Below are 23,668 nucleotides of genomic sequence, written 5' to 3' on the forward strand. Positions count from 1 at the left end.
GTAGACGCGCAGTGTCAGCACGAGGTCACCACTTCGCGGGCCCGGACCCCCTGCCTGTGCTGCCACCGATCAGGTCGTGCGACCTACGTCGACCTCCACGAGGACCCGGTTTCGCGCTCGAAGACCGGCCGCACATCCACGGTGTCGTAGACGATGGACAGTGCAGAAATGCGTCCGTTCTCGTCGAGTTCGGCGACGTCGACCACGTCGAACGGGGCCGCCACACCCGAGGGCAGTCTCCAGTCGAAATGGAACCAGAACGTGACGAGTCGAGCGCCCTCGGACGTACGACCTTCGGCGACGCCCTTCGAGGTCAGCGTCGCACCCGAGGTGTCCGCGAAAAGCGCGCGATAGAAGTCGGATGCGGGCGTCGGTCCGTACAGCGGCGAGTGCACAACCGCACCGGGTGCGAACAGAGTCAGGACCGCATCGACGTCGGCCCGTCGAAGTGCATCGAGGTACTGCTCGACCAAGTGGTCCGCGGACGAGTTCATGAAGCAAGGGTAGCCGACCGCCAGGACGCAAGACATTCGCTCATCGTGATTTTTTGCCCCTGCAGCAACGACTTTCGGCGTGTGCATACTTCTCGTAGTGGGACAGTGTCAGATGGAGGGCCGCCGGTGAAATCGTTCACTATCGCCATTGTGGGTGCGGGTCCGCGCGGCACAGGTGTACTCGAACGACTGCTGGCGCGCCGGTCCGATGCGGAGCTGCACATCCACGTCGTCGATCCGTTCCCTCCGGGGGCCGGTCGCATCTGGCGTAGCAGTCAACCACCGCTGCTGTGGATGAATTCGGTGGCCGCCGACGTCACCATGTTCACCGACGACACCACCGTCGTCGACGGTCCGATTCGCCCCGGTCCGACGCTGGCGCAGTGGGTTCTGGAACATGCCGACACCCTGCGCCAGGACCTCGAATTGCGGGACGAACTGCGCGATTTCGGTCCGCATTCCTTCGCGTCGCGGACTTTACAGAGTCGCTACCTCAGCTGGGTGTTCGAGCACGCCGTTGCCGACACCGACACGCACGTTCACGTTCATCGAGCACGGGTGACGGACCTGACCGCCGACCAGGTACTGCTACTCGACGACGGGTCGACCATCCGCACCGATGCCGTGCTCTTGGCCCAGGGACATCCGGATGCGCTTGCATCGCACCGTGAATCACAGCTCGATGAGTTCTCCCGAACCCATGGGCTGACGTACATCGGCCCCGGATACACCGCAGATCTCGATCCCAGCCGAGTGCCTGCGGGAGAACCGGTGCTGATTGCCGGGCTCGGATTGGCATTCATCGACTGGATGGTGTTGCTCGCGGAAACTCGCGGTGGATCGTTCGCCCGCAACGCGGACGGCGTGCTCGAGTACACCGCCTCCGGCCGCGAACCGATTCTCTATGCGGGTTCGCGGCGCGGAGTTCCGTACCACGCGAAGATCTCCTACGACATCGCCGCGGCGCGCCCGCCCCTCCCGAAGTTTTTCACCGCCGACGCCTTCCCCGGCCACGGCCCTCTGCACTTCCGCGACGAAATCTGGCCGCTCGCATCCAAAGAACTGGCCTGGGCTCATTACTACGAGTTGTTCACGGCCCACCCCGAGCGAACAGTCGGCTCCTGGCCGGAGTTCGAGATCGGATTGAGCGAGATCACCTGGGGATCGCAGGAACTCACCGCCTTCGTGGAGCAATTCGTTCCGAAGGACGAGGACCGCATCGATCTGGCACGGCTCGACAAGCCCTTTGCCGGACGGCGTTTCGAGGGACTCGATGAGGTAGGTACCGAGCTGCAGACCTACATCGAGACCGACCTTCGTCGTCGAGCAGATCCCTACTACAGCTCGGATGCCGCCGTCTTCTCGGCACTGCTCTCGGTGTACATGACCATCGGAGAGTTGTTGCGACGCGGGCGCATTTCGGCGCAGTCGGTCGCAGGCGATGTGGAAGGGTGGCTGCACTCGTTCTTCAGTTTCGTCGCGAGCGGTCCGCCACCGGAACGGCTCGAACAACTCCTGGCCCTCAGCCGGGCCGACATCGTTCACTTCCTCGGCCCCGATGTCACCTTCTCCACGGAGAACGGGTCGTTCGTCGCCCGTAGCTCTGCACACGATGTGGTGGTGCACGCCGACACTCTGATCGACGCGCGCTTACCCGTCGCAACCATCGCCGCCGCCGAAGACGAATTGCTTCGCACCCTGCATACGCGCGGCGACATCACCGACATCCGCGCCACCGAGCACAGCGCAGCGAAAGTAGCTGTCGACGGGCGCTCTCGATTGATCACCGCGTCGGGAGAGGCGGCCGAGAACCGCTACGCGGTGGGTCCATGGGTCGCCGGACACACGTGGTCGAGTGCCTTTCCGCGGCCGAGGACCAACGCCGGCTTCTTCCGACACAACGACCAGCTCGCGGCAGAACTACTGCGGCACAGCCGCTGAACCGTCGGTCGGCCGGACAACGGACCGGATCACGGCGCGATGCGCAGTCCGGCGATCAGCACCCGCGCCATCTTGCGCGGGTCGTAGCGGCTGTCCGTGGCACCGATGCACAGGTTGCCGACCGCCCGCATCAACTCCAATGCGGTCTGCCCCGGGGCGATCTCCCCCGAGTCCGCAGCGGCGTCGAGCAATGACTCGCACACCGGAACCAGCCGGTTCAGGAAGTAGCTGTGCAAGGTCTCGAATCCGGCGCTGTCCGACTGCATGGCCTGGGCCAGACCGTGTTTGCTGACCAGGAAGTCGACGAACCGATCGATCCAGAGCACCAACGCCGCGTGCGGTGATTCGCGGCCGGCGAGAAGCTCCTGACCGGCGACGGCGCAGGCCTCCACCTGATGTCGGAAGACGGCGACGACGAGGTCGCCCCGCGTCGGGAAGTGCCGGTAGATGGTTCCCACGCCGACGCCGGCCCGCCTGGCGATATCGCGCACCGGCACTTCTACTCCCGACTCGACGAACGCAGCCGCCGCCGCGTCGAGCAGGGTCGCTTCGTTGCGCCTCGCATCCGCCCGCTTTCTGGGCTGCTCGGCTTCGGCCTCGGTCACTGTTCCTCCAGCCATCGACAAACGGAACAACGTTCCGTATGTTTGTTTACGGAACGTTGTTCCGCTTACTCGCAGAGTAACCCCTCCAGAGGCCACAAGGAGATCCCCATGCAGTACCGCACACTGGGACGCACCGGCGTCCAGGTCAGCACTCTCTCGCTCGGCGCGATGAACTTCGGTGCCATCGGACGCACCACGCAAGACGAGGCAACCGCGATCGTCGACGCCGCACTCGAGGGCGGTATCAACCTCATCGACACCGCGGACATGTACAGCCAGGGACAATCCGAGGAAATGGTCGGCAAGGCGATCGAAGGTCGGCGCGAGAACATCGTGCTGGCCACCAAAGTGTTCAACCCCATGGGCGACGAACGCAATCATCAGGGCAGCTCCCGCCGCTGGATCGTCACCGAACTGGAGAACAGTCTGCGCCGACTCGGTACCGATCACGTCGACCTCTACCAGATACACCGCTGGGACCCCACCACGAGCGACGAGGAAACCCTCTCGGCGCTGACAGATCTGCAGCGTGCCGGGAAGATTCGATACTTCGGCTCCTCCACCTATCCGGCTTACCGAATCGTGCAGGCGCAGTGGACCGCACGGGAGCACCGTCTAGGGCGGTTCGTCACCGAGCAGCCGCCGTACTCGATCCTGCAGCGCGGCATCGAATCCCACGTCCTTCCGGTCGCGCAGGAGTACGGAATGGGGGTTCTGGCGTGGAGTCCCCTGGCGGGCGGCTTCCTCTCCGGAGCCATCCGGGCCGGGCGAGAGACCACCACCAACCGCGCGGCGATGATGCCCGAGCGATTCGGCACGGACACTCCCACGGGACGGGCCAAACTCGACGCCGTCGAGAAACTGGTCGGTGTTGCCGACGAAGCCGGACTGACACTGATCCAACTCGCACTCGGTTTCGTGACGGCTCATCCGGGAGTCACCAGCGCGATCGTCGGGCCGCGTACCGTCGAGCACCTACACTCGCAGCTCGCTGCCGCCGACACCGTCCTCCCGGCCGATGTCCTCGACAGGATCGACGAGATCGTAGCTCCGGGAGTCGATCTCGCGCCGGACGACAAGTTCGACACCCCGCCGGCACTGCTCGACGCCTCCCTGCGGAGACGCTGACATGGTCAGCTACGGGATCATGACCCCTCCCCAGAACGTCTCCTACGCCGACCTGCTCCGGGTGTGGCGCGAGGCAGACGGCATTCCGGAAATCGAGCACGCGTGGCTGTTCGATCACCTCATGCCCATCGGCGGTGACCTCGACGGCCCGATCTTCGAAGGCTGGACCATGCTGTCCGCATTGGCCGCTCGTACCGAGCGGTTGCGATTGGGAATCATGGTCACCAGCAACCGCATTCGTCCACCCGCGATCCTCGCGAAGATCGCCACTACGGTCGACGCTGTCTCGCACGGGCGGCTGGACTTCGGCATCGGTGCCGGATCACGGCCGAGCGTGCCGATGGCGAGACGGGAGTACGACGGGAGCGGGCTGCCCTACAGCGACGCTGCGAACGCTGTTGCGCGACTGGGTGAATCGCTCACGGTGATTCGTAGGCTCTGGACCGAGAGCGAACCCTTCGACTTTCACGGCAGCCACGTCGACCTCGTCGGGGCGTTCCAGAATCCGAAACCGATTCAGCGACCGGGCCCGCCGATCGTGATCGGCGGCCGGGCGGCAGGAGTGCTGCGCCTCGTCGCCGAACACGCCGACGTATGGAACATTCCCGGTGGGGACCTGGCCGACGCACTGGACAGAGGCAGACTACTGGACCGGTACTGCGCCGAGATCGGGCGCGATCCAGGGGCGATCACACGATCGATCGCGCTCGGGATGTCGTTCGAAGAACCCGAGAGAACGAGAAACGACATCGGCGACGCGGTGGCCGCCGGATTCGATCATGTCGTTCTCATCCTCCCCGGCCCCTATCCCGACGGCATCGCGCAGAGAGTGACCGAGGCGTTCATCGATCGCTCGTAAGAACCCGTGCGCCGGGCCTTGTCCTCACGGAACCAGAACGAACTTTCCACGCGGGTGCGTCGACTGCAGTTCGGCATGCGCCTTCGCCACGTCCTCGAGCGGGAAGGTCTTGGCAACCGTGACCTCGAATACGCCTGCACCCGCCTGCTCCAGCAGCACCGGGGATGCGAGGCGTCGACGCTCCATACTCACCGGCCCACCGACGGTGAGGAACCCGTCTGCCGAAGCTCGCCCGAAGGCGGCCGTGCTGACCAATCTCGCTCTGTCCGTCAGTAATTCGAGAGAGACGTCGACGGCCTCGTCGGTGCCCACCGTGTCGATTGCCGCATCCACCCCATTCGGTGCGGCTGCTCGTACCCGGTCGATCAGTCCGTCGCCGTATTCGACGGGCTCGACACCGTAGGACCGGAGCGCGTCGTGGTTCTGGTGGCGCGCAGTCCCGATGACGGTGGCCCCGCGCTCCAGAGCGAGCTGAGCCACCACGGACCCGACGCCGCCTGCCGCTCCATGCACGAGAACAGTGTCTCCGCTCGTGACATCGACGGATTCGAGTGCGTCGTAGGCCGTTCCAGCCACGGCGAGTACTCCCGCAGCAACGTTCCAGTCCAACGCTTCCGGCTTCTGGAACACGAACCGCGCAGGAACCAGAATCCTCTCGGCGTACGTACCGTTCTGGCCGGAGACAACCACCGCGTCGCCGACGGCGACAGGACCGACCGGGCCCTCGACGGTTCCTCCGACCGCCACCACGATGCCCGACGCCTCGCTGCCCAACGCAATCGGAAGCTTCGACCCGTCGGTACCGAAGGCGCCGCTGTAGCTCTTGTAGTCGAAGGGGTTGACGCCGATCGCCTTGACCTCGACCAGAACCTGGCCCTCGGACGGTTCAGGCAGCTCTCGTTCGACGATCTCGATGACGTCCGGTCCACCGTAGGACGCTGCAACTGCAACTCGTGTCATGCGCGGTACAACGGTCACCACGACGCAAATGTTCCGCTCAGATCCGCAGGCGCGGCAGTCCCCATTCCCTACCGAGCAATTCGTACGAGCGCAGCCGGTCCGCATGGTCGTATGTGACCGAGGTGAGCACGAGTTCGTCCGCATCGGTCGCTTCCTGCAGGGCGTCGAGCTTCACCGCGACCGTCGCCGCAGATCCGACGATCTGAGTGTCCACTCGATCAGCGACGAGCTCGTATTGCTCGCCGGTCAGCGGTGCCACGTTCTTCGGATCCGGGTACTCGATCGCACCTCGACCGCTGCGAATGCTGTGCACCCATTGCGGGAAAGACACTGCCAGCTCACGGGCCTGCGAATCCGTTTCTGCAACAACCACATCGGCCGACACCGCCACGTACGGCGAGGACAACCGGGCCGACGGCACGAAAGCACGGCGATACTCGTCGATCGCCTCGAGAGTCGTCCCCGGGCTGAAGTGATAACTCGCCGCGAACGGCAGACCGCGGGCACCGGCCTCACGGGCAGTCGGCCCAGCGCTGCTGCCGAACAGCCACAGCGCCACATCGGCCCCGACACCCGGGCGTGCCGTCAACGGCACCCCGTCGCGCTCGTAGCTACCGGCAAGCAGCGCAACAAGGTCGTCGAGTTGATCGACGAATTCCGGGACCTCAGCGTGCGGCTGCTGCAGCGCAGCCAGAGACGCAGCCAGCAGCGGGGTCGTTCGCGGGGTCGCCGCAGCGGGCGCCACTGGGAACAGTCCACCGTGTTCCGATGACACCGCGTGCTCGGGCGCAGCCTGCTGTGCACCGGTCAGGGCTGCTGCTCTGCGCTGCCCGGATCGACCCACACCAAGATCGATACGACCCGGATACAGCGCGTCCACCGTTCCGAAGGACTCCACTACGGCAGCAGCTGTCGTGAAACCGAGCTGGACCGCAGCCGATCCGACACGAATGCGATTGGTGGCAGCCGCAATCAAACCCACCAGTACGGCAGGCGCAGAACTGGCCGCAGCGACGAAGTGATGCTCAGCAACCCAGTAGCGCTCGTAGCCCCACTCTTCGGCCTGTCGTGCCAGATCGAGCGAATTCCGGAGCGCCTGAGCAGTGCTCGACCCAGCGCTGATCGGTGCCAGGTCGAGAACGGACAGCGGCACGCGCGTCATCCGGGCGTCTTCTCCCCTGCTTCGACAGCCACCGTCAGCCGGTTCTCCGCCGGCGCGACCGGGCACGTCGCGTAGTCGGTGAACGCGCACGGCAGGTTCGCCGCTCGGTTGAAATCGAGTGTCACGGAGCCATCCTCGGGTTCCGCCACAGCGAGGATCCGCGCTGCCGGGTACGTGGTGACCCCGCTCGTGGCATCGGTGAACAGAACCTTCAGACCAGTGTCGTTGCCGCCGAACGCAACCAACTGCTGGGCCGTACCGGCCAGCTCGAAATCGAGGGTGCCCACCGCAGTGTGGTGGTGTTCGAGACCCTCGACCACGGCACCTGTCGTCACGGTGACCGGGGCGTCGTAGGGCGTGAACGTGGCGCGGGCCACGAACTCCTCACTGGGCTCGAAGGCCGGTATTCCGTTGTAGGACTGCAGGGTCGAAGCTTTAGGATCGTGGACCCGTAGCGCCACCGCGCCGGTGCGGCGGATGACCTCGATACGGCGTTCACCGTCGTCGACGAGGATCCCGGGCGCACCCTCCACCGGATTCAGAGTCGTCACCCCGTCCACTCCCTCGACGGTCACCGAGTCCGCATCGGCCCGCCATCGGCCGGGCAGATCGGCAACGATCTCGAACTCGTCGGTCAGCCAATACAATCCGGTCAGCGACAACCATCCCAGTGGATCGCCGTAGGACGCTTCCCGGTCCGCGTGCCACTGCTTCCAGTCCTGCTCGAATTCACTCACGATGCTCGCACTCCTTCACGCTGTTGGTACGGGTGACGCAGACCGAGGTGATCACGCAGCGTGTTCCCGGTGTACTCGGTACGGAAACTACCGCGATCCTGCAGCTGTGGGACGACTTTGTCGACGAACTCGTCGAGCCCGGCCGGCGTGATGTGCGGGACGAGGATGAACCCGTCGCACGCATCGTTCTGGACGTAGCTGTCGATGTCCTCAGCTACCTGTGCCGGCGTTCCGACGAACTGCTGCCGGGTCGTCACCGCGATGATGAGCTCCCGGATGCTCAGGTTCTCGGCCTCGGCACGCTCGCGGTACTGCTGCGCAAGGGTTCTCGGGTCACCGTGGCGAGCGCGGCCACGGGTGATGCTCACGTCACCACTCGGCTCGACGTCGGGCAACGGTCCGTCCGGGTCGTACTCGGACAGGTCTCGTCCCCACACCTGCTCCAGAAACGAGATAGCAGTCTTGCCGCTGACCTGCTGGTGCCGAATATGGTCGGCCTTCTCGGCTGCATCCTGGGCCGAGTCCCCGAGGACGAACGTCGCGGCGGGCAGCACCTTCAGGTCTGCGTGCTCGCGGCCGTATTTGGCCAACCTTCCCTTGACGTCGGTGTAGAACTTCTGCCCGTCCTCCAGCGTCCCGTGGATGGTGAAGATCGCATCCGCCTTGGCCGCACCGAACTCACGACCTTCGTCGGAATCGCCGGCCTGCAACAACACCGGGTGTCCCTGCGGACTGCGCGGCAACGTGAAGCGGCCCGTCACATCGAATTGAGGACCCGAATGCGAGACCGTGCGGATCTCGGATTCTCGGCCGAAGACACCTCGATCCCGGTCGACGACGAACGCATCGGACTGCCACGAATCCCAGAACTCTCGGGCGACGTCGATGATCTCGTTCGCTCGCACGTAGCGGTCGGCCCGGTCGAGGTAGCCACCGCGTCGGAAGTTCTCTCCGGTGAACGCGTCGGACGAGGTCACCATGTTCCACGCCGCGCGCCCGTCGGACAGGTGGTCCAGCGAAGAGAACTGCTTGGCGAGCTCGAAGGGCTCGTTGAACGTGGTGTTGATCGTCCCGGCGAGTCCGAGCTTCGTCGTCACCGATGCCAACGCGTTCAACACCGTGAGCGTGTCCGGACGGCCGACGACGTCGAGATCGTGAATCTTGTTGCGATGCTCGCGTAATCGCAGACCTTCGGCGAGGAAGAAGAAGTCGAACAGCCCACGCTCTGCGGACTCGGCCAGGTGGACGAACGAATCGAATTCGATCTGGCTCTTCGACGCCGGGTCGGTCCAGACGGTGGTGTTGTTGACGCCAGGGAAATGCGCGCCGAGGTGGATCTGCTTCTTGGTCCGCTTCGAGATCGTCACCGACTGTTCCTTTCGGGTGCTGCAAAACGATTTGTCGGACGAGCCAGGCCGAGGCGCTCGCGCACCGTCGCTCCGGTTCTGCTGTCCGTGGCCGGGAGTGTCTTCACTCCCGACGGAAGCGCGAGCGGCACGAGGGTGACCCCGTCCAGTCCCGCGGATTCGGCCGCTCCGAGTAGCAAGTTCAGCCCGGCGACGTCGCCCACGTACTGCAGCGATTGCGGCGTACGTACCCGGCCTGCCCAGTTGTCGAGCTGCGCCAATTCTTCGGCCGCGGTCTCCGACACCAAGGTCTCGACGTCGAGTAGCACGAACACGTCCACCGGGTCGCGGCCCTCGGCCACGACGGCCCGTCGAACACGCGCCGCGAGGGCAGCTGCGCCCTCGATCGAGTCTGCAGCAATCCGCACGATGTCCGCTCTGGCGGCCGCTACCGCGGTGGATTCGGCGGAGTGGGCGCGCACTGCTACCAGTGGCTGTCCTTGAGGTGACCTCGGCGTGATGGACGGCCCTTTCACCGAGAAGTGCTCACCTTGGAAGTCGATGTAGTGCAACTTGTCTCGGTCGACGAACCGACCCGTCGCAGCGTCTCGAATCTCGGCGTCGTCCTCCCAGCTGTCCCACAGCCGAGTGACGACCTCGATGGCCTCGTCGGCCTCCTGCCACAGGCTCTCTTCGTTCTGCTCGCCCTTACGCCCGAACAGTGCTGCCTGCTCCGCGCCGCCGGACACCTCGACCTGCCAACCTGCGCGACCGTGTGAGGCGAAGTCCAGACTCGCGATCTGCTTGGAGATATGGAACGGCTCGGTGTGGGTGACGGTGACCGTCGGGATCAAACCGATGCGTTCGGTGAGCGCAGCAGCCCGGGCTGCCACGGCAACCGCCTCGAGGGTCCGGGAAGCGAAGGAGTCTGCGAGGAAGACCAGATCGATCCCGGCCTGGTCTGCCGCGCGGAGTTGTTCGATCCAGAATGCCGCGGTGAACACTTCCTCGGCGCGAGAATCCTGTCGCCGCCACGCCTGTGGATGTGCGCCGGTTCCCCTCGGTTCGATTGCCGTGACGAAAAGCTTGTCAGACACCGGTACCCACTCTCTGTGTCGCTGTTCCTGGGATGGCCGCGAGCAACTCGCGGGTGTATTCCTGCTGGGGTTTGTCGAATATCGAAGCAGTGCTGCCATATTCGACGATCACACCCGACTGCATCACAGCCACGGTGTCGCTGATCTGGCGAACCACGGCCAGGTCGTGCGAGATGAACAGATAGCTCAGACCGAACTCGGATTGCAGATCGCCGAGCAGCGAAAGAATTTGTGCCTGCACCGACACGTCCAAGGCCGATACGGGCTCGTCGAGCACCACCACCTCCGGTGCCAACGCCAGTGCCCGAGCGATTGCGACACGTTGACGTTGACCACCCGACAACTCGGCCGGGCGACGCGCCAGGTGGTCACTGCTCAGAGCCACTTGGTCGAGCAGTTCCGCGGCACGCGCCGAGCGGTCTCGGGACGTCCCGATCTTGAACGCGTCCAGCGGTTCTCGCACGATCTCGCCGACGCGCAACTTCGGGTTCAGTGATGCGTACGGGTTCTGATAGACGATCTGGACTCGACGCCGCAGCTCCCGCCTCGCCGTGCCACGAAGGCCGGTGACATCGATTCCGTCGAACGTGACCGTGCCCGCGGAGGGTGTTTCCAGGCCGATCGCGATACGCGCCAGGGTGGACTTCCCCGAACCGGATTCGCCGACGACAGAGACGGTTCGACCCCGCTCGACCGTGATCGTGGCGTCTCGCACCGCATCCAGGTGAACGCCTCGTCCGATGGCGAAACGCTTCGACACCGACGAGACGGACAGAATTGGATCGCCCGCACCCGTCCTGGCCGGACGGAGCGTCGAGTTCAGAGACGGCGCGGCCGCGAGCAGCTTCTGTGTGTAGGGATGGGTGGGGTTCGCCAACACCTCTGCAGTCGGACCGGTTTCGACGATCTCACCACCACTCATGACGACCAGCCGGTCGGCGCGATCGGCCGCAACGCCCAGATCGTGCGTGATCAACAGAACTGCGGCACCCGTCTCGGCAATTCGGGCGTCCAGATGGTCGAGGATGCGTCGTTGCACGGTGACGTCAAGGGCGCTGGTCGGTTCGTCGGCGATCACCAGTTCGGGGCGGCACGCGAGAGTGATACCGATCAGTACCCGCTGCCGCTGCCCACCGGACAGGTCCTGCGGGTACTGGCGTGCCCGCACCTCGGGGTTGTCGAGGCCCGCGTCGGTGAGAATGCGGATCGCCTCGAGCTTCGCGGTACGCCGATCTGCCAACCCGTGCACACGCAGCACCTCGGCCACCTGGTCTCCGACGCGTACGACGGGGTTCAGTGAGGTGGTCGGATCCTGCGGGACGAGCCCGATATGCCGACCGCGCAAGCGATTCAGTGTCTTGTCCGACGCGGTGTCCAGGCGCCGGCCGTCGAAGGTCACCGAGCCACTTCGGATCCGACCGTTGCCGGCCAGCAAGCCGATGACCGCGTGGGCCGTGGTGGATTTTCCCGAACCGGATTCGCCTACGACGGCCAGTACCTCGCCGCGTTCGACGGTGAACGAAATTCCGCGCACGGCCGTCGTCGTGCCGTAGCCGACCGAGAGGTTGTCGACTTCGAGGATGGGGCTCATTCGGATCGCCTCTCGAGTGCGTGCCCGAGACGGTGCGCGGACAGCACGACTGCCACGATCACCAGGCCCGGTAAGGTGGTCATCCACCAAGCGGTGGCGAGGAAGTTCCGACCCTCGGAGATCAGCGATCCCCACTCCGGTGTAGGCGGAACAGCGCCGAATCCCAGGAAGCTCAACGCCGAGACCGCCAGGACCGCCATACCGAATTCGACTGCTGCGAGGGCAATCACGGGACCGTACGAGTTGCGGAGGATGTGTCGGCGAAAGACGTCGAACCATCGCACACCCGAGGCGTACGCCGCCTCGACATACAGCGATCGACGCACACGCAACACCTCCGACCGCATGACCCGGGCGAAGTTGGCGATGAGGGTGACCCCCACGGCGATGGCGACGTTGACGGTTCCGAAGCCGAGCGCTGTGACCAGGGCCAGCGACAGCAACAGCGTCGGAATCGAGAGCAGCACATCGACAATGCGCATCAGCACGGCGTCGACGAGGCCCCCGACTGCCCCGGAGATCAGGCCGACGATCGATCCGACGACCAGTGCGATCCCGACGGCGAGCAGTGTCGCGGTCAACGACAGGCCGGAGCCGTGCACCACGCGGGTGAAGACGTCACGGCCGATGTTGTCGGTGCCGAACCAATGTGCCGTACTGGGGGCCTGGAGCTTGTCGGCGGGCACGCCCACCAACGGGTCTCCGCTCGCGAACACGGAGGGGAAGAGTGCGAATCCCAGCGCGAGCAGCAGCACGAGCGCGGACAAGGCAAGCCACAGGTGCTTCAGGGCGTCCGTCAGAACCCGGCGACGCCGAGCTGTCGACGGCACCGGCTCTGCCTCGAGCAACGCCGCTGCCCGAACCTCGCGGTCACGAATCAGAATGTCAGACATGAGCTTTCTCCGGTTCCGCGACCGCGCGCGCAGGCTTGTACTCGCGCACGATGCGCGGGTCTATCAGCGGATACAGCAGGTCCACGGCCAGGTTCACCACAACGAACACCAGCGAGGTCAGCACCACGATGCCCTGTACCACCGGAATGTCCTGGGCCAATACCGAGGTCTGGGTCAGCCGTCCCACTCCGGCCCGCGAGAAGACCGTCTCGACGACGACCGATCCGGCGAGCAGCGTCCCCACCAACACACCCGCGATCGTGAAAGCCGGGATGGACGACAGCCGCGCTATATGCCGCGTTTGCACCCGTAGCCGCGAGACGCCCTTGGCGCGAGCAACATCGACGAACGGCTGCTTCCAGGTAGTCGACATGCTGGTGGCCAACACCTGAGCGATGACCGCACCGGTCGGCAATGCCAACGTGACCGCAGGCAACACCAGTGCAGCCGCTCCGGCGTCACCGAAGGCCGGGAACCACCTCAACTGGAACGAGAACAGTTGCAATAACAGCAGTCCCACCCAGAAGGTCGGTACAGCCACCCCGAGCGGCGGGAGTGCGAACAACAGATTTTTCAGCCACGGCGTTCGGGTGTACGTCGCGGCGTACGCCAGTGCCGACCCGAACACGACCGCCAATACCAGTGCGGTGCCTGCGAGGCCGAGCGTGCTCGGCACGGCATCGAGGATCGCCGTCGTCACCGGCTGTCCGGTGGCGATGGACAATCCGAAATCGCCCTGCACAGCCCCGGTCAGCGAATGCCAATACTGCACCCACACCGGCTGGTCCAAACCGTAGCGGGCCTGCAATTCTGCGACGGCCGCCGCGTCGACCGGTGTGCCCGAACCGGCAGAGTCGACAGCGAGACTGACCGGGTCCGAGGGCAGCAGGAACAGCACGCCGAACGAGATGGTGAACGCGGCCCACAGCACTGCCACTGCCTGCAGTACGCGCTGCCCGAGGTACCGGATCATGCGCTCAGCCAGGTATCGAAGAACTGCAGTCGAGCGGAGGCCTCGAACTTCAGGTCCTGCACTTTCGACGCCGCGCCGACGGCCTGCGACAGCTCGATGGTGGGGATCCACAGTCCGTTGTCGAGCACCTGCTGCTGAGCGGTGGCGAGGATGTCGTTGCGCGCCGTTGCATCGGTGGTCGAGAGCTGATCGGTCAGCGAAGCATCCAGATCGGGAATTGGGTTGCGCGCGTTCAGGTTACGTCCGTCGGCGGCGAACGTGGTGCGCAGAATGTCGCCGTCGGCGCGGGTGCTGTTGTAGTACGTGGAGTCGTAGTCCTTGGTGCCCTGACGTGCTGTCGCCTCGGACGTCGAGACCAACTCGAGCTGCAGGTCGACGCCCACCGCACGTAGCTGCTGCTGCGTCAACTCCAGGATCGCCTGGTTGCCAGCGAACACTGCGGAGTACATGACCTCGAAACTCAGCCTCTGCCCGTCCTTTTCACGGATTCCGTCGGCACCGGGAACCCAGCCGGCGTCGTCGAGCAGCGATTTCGACTTCTCGGGATCGTAGGTGACATCGGCGAGTTCGACGTAACCTGGGGTGGCGCTGGCCAACGTGCTTGTCGCCGTGCGGAAGTCGGGCCCGAGGACGGTATCGACGAGTTCCTGACGGTTGATCGCCGGTACCAGGGCCGTCCGGACGGCGGGGTCTTGTAGCGCACCGCGAGTTACGTTGGGCTGAATGCCGAACGGGACTCCCGGGTTCGAGGTGGTCAGAATTCGGCCGCCGGTCGCTTCGATCTGCGGAGCGTCCTGCGGCAACGCGTCGCTGACGGCGTCGAGCTGATCGGAGGACAAGCTTCCTGTGCGAACGCCCGACTCGGGCACGATGGTGAATTCGATGCGATCGAGATAGGCCTCGCCGGTGTGACCGAATACCGCTGAACCCCAGTTGTATCCGCTTCGCTTGGCCAGAATGACTGAACGGTCCTGCTGGTAATCCGCGTAGGTGAACGGTCCCGATCCGATATTGGTACCCAAGCACCGCGACTCGGCCGACTGCGCCGAGGTCGCGATAGATTGAACTCCGAGCTGAGGTGTCGAACTCGCCTGCAGGAACTGCGCATTCGGTGCTGCGAAGTCGATGCGCACCGTCGAGGGGTCGACCACCGTGGCGCTCTGATAACCGGTCAGATAGCTCGCCGCCAACGGTGCCTTCGCTGCGCCGAGGCCGATGATCGCGTCGAAATTCGCCTTCACCGCCGCCGCGTCGAGCACCGTGCCGTCACTGAAGGTGACGCCGTCCTTCAGCGTGAATGTGAAGGATTTCGCATCGGCACCCACGTCCCACCGCTCGGCCAGCCACGGTTCGATCTCACCGGTTTCGGGGTTCTGATCGGTGAGTGAATCGACGACCTGACGGGTGACGTAGATGGTCTGGTTGGTGCCGGACTGGGCGGGATCCGAGCAGGTCGGGGCCCCGGACAAGCCGTAACGCAGAGTTCCGCCGGGCTGGGCCGGACCGGCGTCGGCGGCCGTGGTGGCGGCACCACCGGCGCATCCGGCGAGGACTGTGGCCGTAGTGGCGATCAGGCCGGCCACCAGGAATGCAGGACGAGTGGACACGTAGGTGTCTCCGATATCTGGTCGATCGCGCGCACGATCCGCATCCGAGCTGGGTGTGCCCAGGAAGGAGTGCGCGCAGATGATGAGGTGAGGTGTGAAGTACGAGTTGTGACGAAATGTCAGCTGCGACAGGTCGAACCGTTGAGGCGGCACAGATCGATATGGAGACGGCGGCAACCGTTGACGAAGCCTGCGGCAACTCGGGTGTTCACGTGCAATCCTCCATCGGTCCCGGCGGTAGCACCCTCACCCGACGAGCGGGGGGTTGCTGCGACGTCATAGAGCCAGGTCTCTCGGTCGCTCTGGATGGTCCTACAGTTTCCGATACTACGAGAGCATCGCCCCGGTTGCCAACCGGGGTAGGAAAACCCGCCGATAACAGACGCGAGAAGCGCGGTCGGACCGACGCCTACCGTTCAGACGGCCAGCGCCAGTCCAGCGCTCCCACTCGCGCAAGATCTCGAATCATCATGCGAGGCAACCTTGTTCAACTCTGGCGCATTTACGAGGTGCACCCAGCAGTCGATCGCTTCGCCGGCATGAGCGAATCGGACGAGGACGTCCATGCAGAGCCAGGTCGCGACCGAGAAGTCATGCTCCGCACCGTCGAGACCGATCAGTGTCAACTCTTCTCCCACAGCAAGCAACGCGCGATCGATATCGGAACCGCCGGGGCCGAGCCACGCCAGCGCTCGTCCGAGTAGCGCCCAGTCTCCGGCGGTCACAGGCTCATCGGCCGATTGTCTGCACAGTTCCGCAGCCGCAGCGAGAGCATCCGCCACCTGCGTCGACACCGAACCGTGGAGCTCAGCGAGAATACCGCGATCGGAGTCGACCAGATCGGCCATGTAGCGCCAGCGGGCAGGAAGCGCCGCGTCCTCTGGCCACAGGTCGGCGGTGCCGAACTGGAGACGGGTGATCATGTCCTTGGGCGAACTGCACGAAAGCGCGGAGCCACACGAGTCGTTCATGTCGATCATCCCCACTGGGTCAACACACAACATTGGACACCGGCTCGACAGTCGCGTTCGGAGATACCGTCGAGCAGTGGCTTTCGTCACCGATGCAAGCAACGCTGCTGTGGTCGTTACGTCCGCCTTGGGAGATATTGAACGCCGCCACCAGCATCTTTGCGACTCGTGGTTGTACAAAACCGACAACGTCACACTTTTGGTCCATATGTAATTGGCCGCATAGTGCCGGGCTCCGACTCCAGCTGGGCCGCAGCGACAGCCAAATGATGCGGGAACAAACGTTCGAATACTTGTCGGTGGGTCGCGGTAGATTCTGTTCATGCTTTCGGGGGACGGCGGATCAGGGGTGGACGGCATCGAAACGGTGCCTCCTGCCCCCGTCGTGTCCGACCCTGTCTTGGCGGGGTTGGTCGAGGCGGTGGAGTCGGCGGTTGCCGAGTTGGCGGGGCAAGGGTCGGTGGCGTGGTCGAACGCCGACCGGCGTGCGGTGATCCAACGCATGGAAGCGCTCACCAGATCGGTGACCGCCTACTCGCACACCTGGCTCAACGAGCTGATCTCACAACACGGCCTCGACGTGTATCCGGGGTCGGTGCCGTGCTCGGTGGCATGGATGCTGCGAATCACCCCACGCGCGGCCGGGGCGCGAGTACGTCTGGCCGCAGAGTTGGGTGACCGCACCGCACTGTCCGGCGAACCGCTACCGCCTTTGCTGCCACACACCGCTGCAGCGGTGCGGGCAGGGTTGCTCGACGCCAAGCACGTGCAGATGATTCGTGAGTTCTTCCGGCACCTACCGTCGAGTGTCGATCCGCAGACCCGCGATCGCGCCGAACAGCAGTTGGTCGGTCTCGCCTCGACCAGACGGCCCGACGACTTCGCACCACTGGTGGCGCATCTGGATTCGATCCTCGACCCCGACGGCGACTTCGACGAGGACGAAGACGAGGACGAAGACAAGAACGGAAAGCCGAAGCCACGGAAACGGGATGCGTTCTTCTACCTCGGTGAACAGGGTTCCGACGGCATGTCCGAGGGAAAGTTCTGCGTCGACTCCGAGCTACGGGCCTACCTCGAAGCCCTGTTCTCGAAAGCCGCGAAACCCGGGGTGAACAATCCTGCCGACCCGACATCGATCGTCCACGACGGCGAACCTGACAACGAGTCCAACGGCGACAGGGACGGCGGCGGGAGTAGCGGTAACGCCACTCGGCCGACGCCCGAACCCACGGGCCGCGATGCCGGATCGAGCGATGCAGGCCTGTGGGATGCGACGAACTGCAACGGCGACGATTGCGGTGACGATGAGTGCGACGGTATCGACTGCGGTGACGGTGTCGATTGTGGTTGCGGCACAGAGCGCGCCGACACCGCCGGGTCCACTGGGGGCGACGCTTCTGAACCCAGCGGCCACTCCGAACCAGCTACCGCTGCCGACGACAACGAGCCACCGGACACCCCTGCTCGCGACGGTGCCGCTGCGCGGGATCTACGCACCCAGAACGAACGCCGCCACGACGCCCTGAAAATGGCACTCCGGCACACCCTCGCCTCCGGCACCCTCGGCACCCACCGCGGCCTACCCGTCACCGCCATCGTCACCATGAGTTCGAACAACCTCGACGCAGGCTGCGGCTACGCCATGACCGCCACCGGATCACGCGTCTCGATCCGCGACGCCATCCGCATGGCCTCGCACGCCCACCACTACCTCACCATCTTCGACGACAACGGCAGAGCCCTCTACCTCGGCCGATCCAAACGCATCGCCTCCGCCGACCAACGCATCGTCCTCATCGCCCGCGACCGCGGCTGCAGCTTCCCCTCCTGCACCCGACCCGCAACCTGGTGCCAAGCGCACCACCTCGACGACTGGGTCGAGGGCGGACCCACCGACATCGACTCCCTCACCTTCGGCTGCGACATGCACCACGCACTCGTCGGCACCGGCCCCGGAAAGTGGGCAACCACCAAAACCACAGCAGGACATCGCTATCCAGGCCGAACCCTGTGGCACCCACCCGCCGGAATGGACCCCACACGCCGCGGGCTGATCAACCACGCACACCACCCCGAGGAAGTGCTGTACCCACCCGACCACCACAGCGACAACACCCACGACACCCGCGACACAGGCGACACCGCCGACGAAGAACCACGACAACCCGCCTGAAGACCCACACCACCACCACGGCACAGCTCTGCCTCCGGCAGGACTGCAACGCAGATACCGAATCCCCCATTGCGTCGACCCACAGTTGCGCTCGACACGACCAGGGGGTTCCATCGATACAACCATCACAGGAGGAGTACGAGCGCATGGCGTACGACGAGCTTCTTGCGGACCGCATCCGCGACGCTCTCTGGGACCAGGAGAGTCTGCGTGAGCAGAAGATGTTCGGCGGTGTCGCGTTCATGGTGCGAGACAGAATGGTGGTGTGTGTCGGCACCGAAAACCGTGCCTTGCTTGTTCGTGTGGACGGGGTACGCGAACCCGAATACCTCCAGCTCGATGGGGCCCACCATGCCGTCATGGGCAAGGGGCGGTCGATGGGTGAAGGCTGGATCACCGTCGATGCAGAAGCGCTGACGAGCGAACAGGCACTGCAGTTCTGGGTCGGTGCAGCTCTGGAACACCACGCCGACACGTAGGGCTGACAAACATTGCTCGGCGATACCGCACCCCACTCGGGCCGTAGTCGGGCATCACTGAACCGGGCTCATTCGAGACTCTTCTCGAAGGGGTGCGATCCGACTGTTCTGGACGGCAGACTTCGGTCGTAGAGCGGGGTGTATCCAGCTGCCAGGTACAGCGCAACGGCCTCGGGCTGATTCCAGCCGGTCGTCAGGTAGACCCTGCGATATCCGCGATCACGTGCGCTGCGTTCCAGCTCGGCCACGACGAGTCTGCCGAATCCCCTGCCGCGGTGCACTTTCGATGTCCAGATACGTTTGAGCTCTGCGGTTTCCGAGTCGTATTTCCGGTACGCACCTCCGGCAACAGGAACGCCATCGGCCAAGGCAATTACCAACACACCACCCGGCGGTGCGAACTCCCGGGCGGGATAGGACTTCAGTTCCTCGTATTGGACACCGGGGCTCCGGCCGTATCGGGACGAATATTCGATCGCCAGTTCTTGCAGCAGGGGCATCGCCAGCCGATCGTGCTGATTGACCTCGACGAAGTCCACGCGTCCTGGACCCGTGTCACCAGTGCGAATGTTGACATCGAACGTCGCGCTCATGTGCTTCCTGTCTCGATTAACTGTCGACCAGATCAGCTTCCCGGCCGACGTCAACTCTGCTCAGTTGTCTAACCTTCCTTGCGGGGTAGCCCGGGCGGGTTGATGACGGACTCGGTCACTGCCTCGGACTGCAGGCCCCAACGATCGATCACCTTCTGATAGCTGCCGTCCTCGATGGCGTGGTTCACTGCGTCCTGCACGGCGTCGATGAGCCCATTGTCCTTCTTGGTCAGTACTGCTATTTCACCCTGCAGCGCATCTCCGGCACCCGAGAACGTGCCGATGATCTTGGTTTCACCACCGGTTGCCGCGTGATAAACCGCGGACGGATTGGGTCCCAGGTACCCGTCGATACGGCCTGACCCGAGCGCCAGGTAGTAATCGGAGGTGTTCTGGTAATAAGCGATCTCGGCTGGAGCCAGACCCTCGGCTACGTTCTGCTCGTTCCAGTCGACCAGCAACTGCTCTTGGTTGGTACCGGAGCCGACACCGATCTTCTTGCCTGCGATGTCCTGACGCTTCTCGACTGTCCAATCGGTGTCCTTCTGCGCCTCGAAAGCGAGGTTGTCCAGTCGATAGGTCGCGAAGTCGTACTTGTCCTTGCGCTCCTCGGTGACGGTGACATTGGAGATGAACACGTCGTTCTCGCCGGAGTCGATCTTCACGAAGTTCTGCGACCAATCTGCGACCTGAAGATCGACGTCGAGACCGAGAATGTCGGCGATCAGGTACGAGAAGTCCACCTCGGACCCCACGATGGTGGTGTCGTCGGTCGCGTAGAAACGCAGCGGTGGCGCGGTACCGCCCGCCCCGGTGACGATCAGGGTGCCGCGATCGCGAATCGCTTGCGGCACTTCCGCTGCGATGTCGTCGACCTTCTGGGCGCGAACGCGGTCGGCCTGCTCGGGTGAAAGATCGAACGATCCGCCGTCCTCGGTGACGACCTGAGATTCGGCAGTGGGCTCGCTGCATGCTGTCGCAGTGAGTGCCAGGACAGCGAATGCCGACGCTACTACCACGAGCCTACGAGATGATCCGGACATGACTTTCCCCGTTCGTGGGTGCAGGTGAAGCAAGAGTGAGAGCTAGAGAACGTGAGCGAGGAACGACTTGGTGCGTTCCTCCTGGGGTGAATCGAGAAGCTCTGCAGGAGAGCCTTGTTCGACGATGACGCCGCCATCCATGAAGACGACGGTGTCGGCGATCTCGCGGGCGAACCCGACCTCGTGCGTGACGATCACCAGGGTGGCACCATCGCGTGCCAGGCCGCGGATGACCTCGAGAACCTCTCCCACCAATTCGGGGTCGAGCGCTGACGTCGGCTCGTCGAACAGAATGACTGTGGGACGCAGGGCAAGTGCACGCGCGATGGCGACCCGCTGCTGTTGTCCGCCGGAGAGTCGTCGCGGATAATCATGGGCTTTCGCGTGCACCCCGACTCGTTCGAGGAGAGCCAGCGCCTCGGGTTCGACGTCGGAACGCGTGCGCTTCTGCGCAGAGATCGGGGCTTCGATGACATTCTCGAGGACCGTCAGGTGAGGAAACAGATTGAAGTTCTGAAACACGAAACCGATCTGGGAACGCTGCCGCAGAATCTCCTTGTTGCTGAGTTCGTGCAGTTTGTTGCCTTTGCGCCGATATCCCACCAGATCACCGTCGATCCGGACGGTGCCCTGATCCACCTTCTCCAGATGGTTCAGAGCGCGCAGCAGGGTCGACTTGCCCGAACCCGAGGGGCCGATAATCGCGGTCACCTCACCGGGACGTACGAGGAGATCGACGCCTTTGAGCACCTCGAGCCCGCCGTAGGACTTGTGGACGCCGCGCACCTCGACCGCGTATCTCGTTGCGGCAGTGGATGTGGAGGCATCGAGAGTGGTCATCGGGTTGCCCCTCTCGGCGCGAAGGTGACGTTGGAGAGCTTGTGGCGTATCTGCTGGATCGGCGTCAGCGGAATGTTGCGTACCGCGCCCTTGGCGTAGTGCCGCTCGACGTAGAACTGCACGATCGACAGCACCGACGTCAGAATGATGTACCAGACGGTCGCGACCATGAGCAGCGGAACCACGCGCCCGTTGCGTCCGTATATGACTTGCACCTGATAGAACAATTCGGCAATGGCCATCACCGACACGATCGACGTGCCTTTGAACAGACTGATCACCTCGTTGGCCGCGTTGGGGAGAATCCCTCGCATCGCCTGCGGCAGAACGATCTTGAAGAACTCCCGCCTTTTCGGAATACCCAGCGCTGCTGCAGCTTCGAGTTGCCCCTGGTCCACGGAGATGATGCCGGCCCGAACGATCTCGGCGGAGTAGGCCGCTTGGTGCAGGGCCAGGCCGATGATGGCCGCCGTCGATCCACTGATGACGCTGTTGACGTCGAATTGAAAGAAGCTGGGACCGAACGGAATTCCCAAAGACAGAGTCTGGTACAGGTACGCAATATTGAACCAGAACAGAAGCTGCACGATCAACGGGATGGAACGGAAGGCCCAGATGTAGAACCAGGAAATAACCTGCAGCACAGGATTGTCGGACAGCCGGGCCACCGCCAGGCCGATACCGATGGCGAAACCGATCAGCGTTCCCCAGAAGGTGAGCTGGATGGTCAACCACAGCGCCGACATCACCGATGGTGCAGTGAAGTACTGCGCGAAGGTGCCCCAATCCCAGCCGGGGTTGGTGACGAAGCCGTGCAGGAACTGACCGACCACGATCAGCGTTGCGACCGCGATCACCCAGCGCCACGGGTGCCACGTGCGTGCAACGACGAGTTGTTCGTCGGGAATGTCGTCCGTCGTATCCACAACGGGACGAGAGTCGAGTTGAGTCACCGGAACCGCCGGGTCGGATGGGCAGCGATCATCGCTGGGTTGCCTTTCGAAGATTTCGTGCTGTGAGTACGCCGATCGGTCAAGCGTGCGTACAGATACAGATGTTCATCGGTCGTGCCTCCATCGGTCCTGGCGGTAGCACCCACACGCCGTAGGGCGGGGTTGCTGCGACGTCATCGAGCCAAGGTCTCTCGGTCGCTCTGGATGGTGACAGGAACGTACAGAACAATCTATCGAAAAGTCAAGTGCACGTGCGCATTCGGTTACAATCACGATGATTTCAACCCTTGCCACCGGCGCAACCGCCCCCGGGTTGGATCTGTAGAGGGTCGACGAACTCCACCACCCTCGTGCGAGAATTCGACCCATGCACGTGCGGAAAGCCAGGAGCGGTGACGATGGCTTTCGAAGAACGCCGCGCTATCGGCAGCTGAACGCAGCGAGTGTTGTCTTTCTCGGTTCGCTGGTCGTGATCGGCACGTTCCAGGCGGCCGACACGTCCGATTCGATACGTCTGGCCACTCACAGCGCCGTCCTCGTGGCGATCGCAGCCGCAATTCTGTACGCGCTCAGGCGAACCGACCGAAAGCCGACGTGGCTCCTTCCCCGTACGACACTGATTCTGTTCGGTCTCGGCAGTCTCGTGTGTGTCGTCGCAGGCGACTATCTCCCTGCTGTGATCGCCGCGATCCAGGCTGTGACCCTTCCGCTGTTCATGCTGGACGACCGAGTGAACGCCCTCTATCGGTACACCCCCGACGTGTCCTGAACCGCGGTCTCGAATCACCCTGATTTCAACCATTGCCTCGCGCCTTCGACACGGCAAGGGTTCCTAGCGACAGCGTCGACGAAAGGAATGGGTCGCCACGATGCCGAACGAATCTGCCCCGTCGAAGAACACCGCAATTGCCATGATCGAACGCAGGATTTCCTCGTCTGCCGCCGAATCCTGGGACTGGCAGCTCGACGCACTGTGCCGGGGTCAGGACTCGGAGATCTTCTTCTCCCCCTCGGGTGAGGGGCGAACGGCGCGTCGCCAACGCGAGGATCGCGCCAAGCAGGTGTGCGCCGGCTGCGGAGTGCTCGACGCCTGCAAGCGGTTCGCGTTGGCAGCCAACGAACCGTTCGGAGTGTGGGGCGGCATGACGGCCCGCGAACGGCTGGTGCATCGGGCCAACTCGCGACGCGACCACGAGCGGCGGGCGAGTTAGGCCGCGACC

At 64.1% G+C, this 23,668-nt stretch carries 23 protein-coding genes and 2 riboswitches; of the genes, 7 read left to right on the forward strand and 16 right to left on the reverse strand.

All coding sequences use genetic code 11. From position 1 onward, the window contains the following. Positions 1 to 83: 83 nt before the first annotated feature. The gene (locus tag AB0P23_RS20645; RefSeq protein WP_027494254.1) at positions 84 to 494 is read right to left on the reverse strand and encodes a nuclear transport factor 2 family protein; all 411 of its coding nucleotides are present in this window, start codon (positions 492 to 494) and stop codon (positions 84 to 86) included. Positions 495 to 620: 126 nt separating this feature from the next. On the opposite strand from AB0P23_RS20645, the gene AB0P23_RS20650 reads away from it, so the two are divergent. Continuing rightward, positions 621 to 2,435 (forward strand): FAD/NAD(P)-binding protein, encoded by a 1,815-nt coding sequence (locus tag AB0P23_RS20650; RefSeq protein WP_032374715.1) that lies wholly within the window; start codon positions 621 to 623, stop codon positions 2,433 to 2,435. A gap of 29 nt (positions 2,436 to 2,464) precedes the next feature. Here the strand turns inward: AB0P23_RS20650 and AB0P23_RS20655 are convergent, their stop codons facing one another. After that, the gene (locus AB0P23_RS20655; RefSeq protein ID WP_197077414.1) at positions 2,465 to 3,040 is read right to left on the reverse strand and encodes a TetR/AcrR family transcriptional regulator; all 576 of its coding nucleotides are present in this window, start codon (positions 3,038 to 3,040) and stop codon (positions 2,465 to 2,467) included. Positions 3,041 to 3,148: 108 nt separating this feature from the next. On the opposite strand from AB0P23_RS20655, the gene AB0P23_RS20660 reads away from it, so the two are divergent. Together AB0P23_RS20660 and AB0P23_RS20665 are read left to right on the forward strand one after the other, a co-directional pair. Further along, complete coding sequence (locus AB0P23_RS20660; RefSeq protein WP_032369853.1) at positions 3,149 to 4,168, forward strand: aldo/keto reductase; 1,020 nt, start codon at positions 3,149 to 3,151, stop codon at positions 4,166 to 4,168. A gap of 1 nt (position 4,169) precedes the next feature. Next, positions 4,170 to 5,027 (forward strand): LLM class flavin-dependent oxidoreductase, encoded by an 858-nt coding sequence (locus AB0P23_RS20665; protein ID WP_032374713.1) that lies wholly within the window; start codon positions 4,170 to 4,172, stop codon positions 5,025 to 5,027. A gap of 24 nt (positions 5,028 to 5,051) precedes the next feature. Here the strand turns inward: AB0P23_RS20665 and AB0P23_RS20670 are convergent, their stop codons facing one another. The 10 genes from AB0P23_RS20670 to AB0P23_RS20715 all read right to left on the reverse strand — a co-directional run bounded on the left by AB0P23_RS20670 (position 5,052) and on the right by AB0P23_RS20715 (position 16,316). Further along, positions 5,052 to 5,987, reverse strand: coding sequence for an NADP-dependent oxidoreductase (locus AB0P23_RS20670; protein ID WP_032401083.1), 936 nt, complete (start codon positions 5,985 to 5,987; stop codon positions 5,052 to 5,054). Positions 5,988 to 6,024: 37 nt separating this feature from the next. After that, the gene (locus tag AB0P23_RS20675; RefSeq protein ID WP_363799133.1) at positions 6,025 to 7,149 is read right to left on the reverse strand and encodes an LLM class flavin-dependent oxidoreductase; all 1,125 of its coding nucleotides are present in this window, start codon (positions 7,147 to 7,149) and stop codon (positions 6,025 to 6,027) included. Beyond that, positions 7,146 to 7,886, reverse strand: a complete 741-nt coding sequence (locus AB0P23_RS20680) for a DUF1684 domain-containing protein (protein WP_363799135.1) — start codon at positions 7,884 to 7,886, stop codon at positions 7,146 to 7,148. Before AB0P23_RS20680 ends, AB0P23_RS20675 begins: the two co-directional genes overlap by 4 nt. Next, positions 7,883 to 9,247, reverse strand: coding sequence for an NtaA/DmoA family FMN-dependent monooxygenase (locus AB0P23_RS20685; protein WP_048317248.1), 1,365 nt, complete (start codon positions 9,245 to 9,247; stop codon positions 7,883 to 7,885). The genes AB0P23_RS20680 and AB0P23_RS20685 overlap by 4 nt, the downstream gene beginning before the upstream one ends. A 2-nt stretch (positions 9,248 to 9,249) precedes the next feature. Beyond that, positions 9,250 to 10,329: an LLM class flavin-dependent oxidoreductase gene (locus AB0P23_RS20690; protein WP_363799138.1), complete on the reverse strand. Its 1,080-nt coding sequence runs from the start codon at positions 10,327 to 10,329 to the stop codon at positions 9,250 to 9,252. Continuing rightward, on the reverse strand, positions 10,322 to 11,920 hold the full coding sequence (locus AB0P23_RS20695; RefSeq protein ID WP_363799140.1) for an ABC transporter ATP-binding protein: 1,599 nt from the start codon (positions 11,918 to 11,920) through the stop codon (positions 10,322 to 10,324). Before AB0P23_RS20695 ends, AB0P23_RS20690 begins: the two co-directional genes overlap by 8 nt. Continuing rightward, positions 11,917 to 12,813, reverse strand: a complete 897-nt coding sequence (locus AB0P23_RS20700; RefSeq protein ID WP_363799143.1) for an ABC transporter permease — start codon at positions 12,811 to 12,813, stop codon at positions 11,917 to 11,919. The genes AB0P23_RS20695 and AB0P23_RS20700 overlap by 4 nt, the downstream gene beginning before the upstream one ends. Continuing rightward, the gene (locus tag AB0P23_RS20705) at positions 12,806 to 13,786 is read right to left on the reverse strand and encodes an ABC transporter permease (RefSeq protein WP_048316449.1); all 981 of its coding nucleotides are present in this window, start codon (positions 13,784 to 13,786) and stop codon (positions 12,806 to 12,808) included. Before AB0P23_RS20705 ends, AB0P23_RS20700 begins: the two co-directional genes overlap by 8 nt. Next, positions 13,783 to 15,393 (reverse strand): ABC transporter substrate-binding protein, encoded by a 1,611-nt coding sequence (locus AB0P23_RS20710; protein WP_363799146.1) that lies wholly within the window; start codon positions 15,391 to 15,393, stop codon positions 13,783 to 13,785. The genes AB0P23_RS20705 and AB0P23_RS20710 overlap by 4 nt, the downstream gene beginning before the upstream one ends. A 219-nt stretch (positions 15,394 to 15,612) precedes the next feature. Continuing rightward, positions 15,613 to 15,706: riboswitch (SAM riboswitch) on the reverse strand. A gap of 103 nt (positions 15,707 to 15,809) precedes the next feature. Further along, positions 15,810 to 16,316 (reverse strand): hypothetical protein, encoded by a 507-nt coding sequence (locus tag AB0P23_RS20715; protein WP_363799149.1) that lies wholly within the window; start codon positions 16,314 to 16,316, stop codon positions 15,810 to 15,812. A 370-nt stretch (positions 16,317 to 16,686) separates the two neighbouring features. On the opposite strand from AB0P23_RS20715, the gene AB0P23_RS20720 reads away from it, so the two are divergent. Both AB0P23_RS20720 and AB0P23_RS20725 read left to right on the forward strand, forming a co-directional pair. Continuing rightward, entirely contained in the window at positions 16,687 to 18,540 is a 1,854-nt protein-coding gene (locus tag AB0P23_RS20720) for a DUF222 domain-containing protein (RefSeq protein ID WP_363799151.1), read from the forward strand. Between the two features lie 146 nt (positions 18,541 to 18,686). Further along, entirely contained in the window at positions 18,687 to 19,019 is a 333-nt protein-coding gene (locus AB0P23_RS20725; protein WP_032374705.1) for a TfoX/Sxy family protein, read from the forward strand. 68 nt (positions 19,020 to 19,087) lie between these two features. Here AB0P23_RS20725 and AB0P23_RS20730 read toward each other — a convergent pair whose 3' ends face one another. The 4 genes from AB0P23_RS20730 to AB0P23_RS20745 all read right to left on the reverse strand — a co-directional run bounded on the left by AB0P23_RS20730 (position 19,088) and on the right by AB0P23_RS20745 (position 22,403). Continuing rightward, positions 19,088 to 19,519, reverse strand: a complete 432-nt coding sequence (locus tag AB0P23_RS20730; RefSeq protein WP_230593549.1) for a GNAT family N-acetyltransferase — start codon at positions 19,517 to 19,519, stop codon at positions 19,088 to 19,090. A gap of 161 nt (positions 19,520 to 19,680) precedes the next feature. Further along, on the reverse strand, positions 19,681 to 20,655 hold the full coding sequence (locus AB0P23_RS20735; protein WP_032401090.1) for an ABC transporter substrate-binding protein: 975 nt from the start codon (positions 20,653 to 20,655) through the stop codon (positions 19,681 to 19,683). Between the two features lie 42 nt (positions 20,656 to 20,697). Further along, positions 20,698 to 21,495: an amino acid ABC transporter ATP-binding protein gene (locus AB0P23_RS20740; RefSeq protein ID WP_032371471.1), complete on the reverse strand. Its 798-nt coding sequence runs from the start codon at positions 21,493 to 21,495 to the stop codon at positions 20,698 to 20,700. Then, positions 21,492 to 22,403 carry an amino acid ABC transporter permease gene (locus AB0P23_RS20745; RefSeq protein ID WP_197077413.1) on the reverse strand — a complete coding sequence of 304 codons (912 nt, stop codon included), beginning with the start codon at positions 22,401 to 22,403 and terminating at the stop codon, positions 21,492 to 21,494. The genes AB0P23_RS20740 and AB0P23_RS20745 overlap by 4 nt, the downstream gene beginning before the upstream one ends. Before the next feature lie 162 nt (positions 22,404 to 22,565). After that, positions 22,566 to 22,659: riboswitch (SAM riboswitch) on the reverse strand. A 156-nt stretch (positions 22,660 to 22,815) separates the two neighbouring features. Here AB0P23_RS20745 and AB0P23_RS20750 point away from each other — a divergent pair. Continuing rightward, positions 22,816 to 23,217: a hypothetical protein gene (locus tag AB0P23_RS20750; protein ID WP_032374702.1), complete on the forward strand. Its 402-nt coding sequence runs from the start codon at positions 22,816 to 22,818 to the stop codon at positions 23,215 to 23,217. A gap of 142 nt (positions 23,218 to 23,359) precedes the next feature. Further along, on the forward strand, positions 23,360 to 23,659 hold the full coding sequence (locus AB0P23_RS20755; protein ID WP_032364985.1) for a WhiB family transcriptional regulator: 300 nt from the start codon (positions 23,360 to 23,362) through the stop codon (positions 23,657 to 23,659). The last annotated feature ends 9 nt before the right edge of the window (positions 23,660 to 23,668 follow it).

This window comes from Rhodococcus sp. NPDC077669 (assembly GCF_040686915.1).
GTDB lineage: Bacteria > Actinomycetota > Actinomycetes > Mycobacteriales > Mycobacteriaceae > Rhodococcoides > Rhodococcoides fascians.

Bases quoted from the DNA above. Each gene is read 5' to 3' on its own strand.
- AB0P23_RS20645 (WP_027494254.1), bottom strand. From the start codon at position 494: ATGAACTCGTCCGCGGACCACTTGGTCGAGCAGTACCTCGATGCACTT.
- AB0P23_RS20660 (WP_032369853.1), top strand. From the start codon at position 3,149: ATGCAGTACCGCACACTGGGACGCACCGGCGTCCAGGTCAGCACTCTC.
- AB0P23_RS20665 (WP_032374713.1), top strand. From the start codon at position 4,170: ATGGTCAGCTACGGGATCATGACCCCTCCCCAGAACGTCTCCTACGCC.
- AB0P23_RS20670 (WP_032401083.1), bottom strand. From the start codon at position 5,987: ATGACACGAGTTGCAGTTGCAGCGTCCTACGGTGGACCGGACGTCATC.
- AB0P23_RS20675 (WP_363799133.1), bottom strand. From the start codon at position 7,149: ATGACGCGCGTGCCGCTGTCCGTTCTCGACCTGGCACCGATCAGCGCT.
- AB0P23_RS20695 (WP_363799140.1), bottom strand. From the start codon at position 11,920: ATGAGCCCCATCCTCGAAGTCGACAACCTCTCGGTCGGCTACGGCACG.
- AB0P23_RS20700 (WP_363799143.1), bottom strand. From the start codon at position 12,813: ATGTCTGACATTCTGATTCGTGACCGCGAGGTTCGGGCAGCGGCGTTG.
- AB0P23_RS20705 (WP_048316449.1), bottom strand. From the start codon at position 13,786: ATGATCCGGTACCTCGGGCAGCGCGTACTGCAGGCAGTGGCAGTGCTG.
- AB0P23_RS20715 (WP_363799149.1), bottom strand. From the start codon at position 16,316: ATGATCACCCGTCTCCAGTTCGGCACCGCCGACCTGTGGCCAGAGGAC.
- AB0P23_RS20720 (WP_363799151.1), top strand. From the start codon at position 16,687: ATGCTTTCGGGGGACGGCGGATCAGGGGTGGACGGCATCGAAACGGTG.
- AB0P23_RS20725 (WP_032374705.1), top strand. From the start codon at position 18,687: ATGGCGTACGACGAGCTTCTTGCGGACCGCATCCGCGACGCTCTCTGG.
- AB0P23_RS20730 (WP_230593549.1), bottom strand. From the start codon at position 19,519: ATGCCCCTGCTGCAAGAACTGGCGATCGAATATTCGTCCCGATACGGC.
- AB0P23_RS20735 (WP_032401090.1), bottom strand. From the start codon at position 20,655: ATGTCCGGATCATCTCGTAGGCTCGTGGTAGTAGCGTCGGCATTCGCT.
- AB0P23_RS20740 (WP_032371471.1), bottom strand. From the start codon at position 21,495: ATGACCACTCTCGATGCCTCCACATCCACTGCCGCAACGAGATACGCG.
- AB0P23_RS20750 (WP_032374702.1), top strand. From the start codon at position 22,816: ATGCACGTGCGGAAAGCCAGGAGCGGTGACGATGGCTTTCGAAGAACG.
- AB0P23_RS20755 (WP_032364985.1), top strand. From the start codon at position 23,360: ATGATCGAACGCAGGATTTCCTCGTCTGCCGCCGAATCCTGGGACTGG.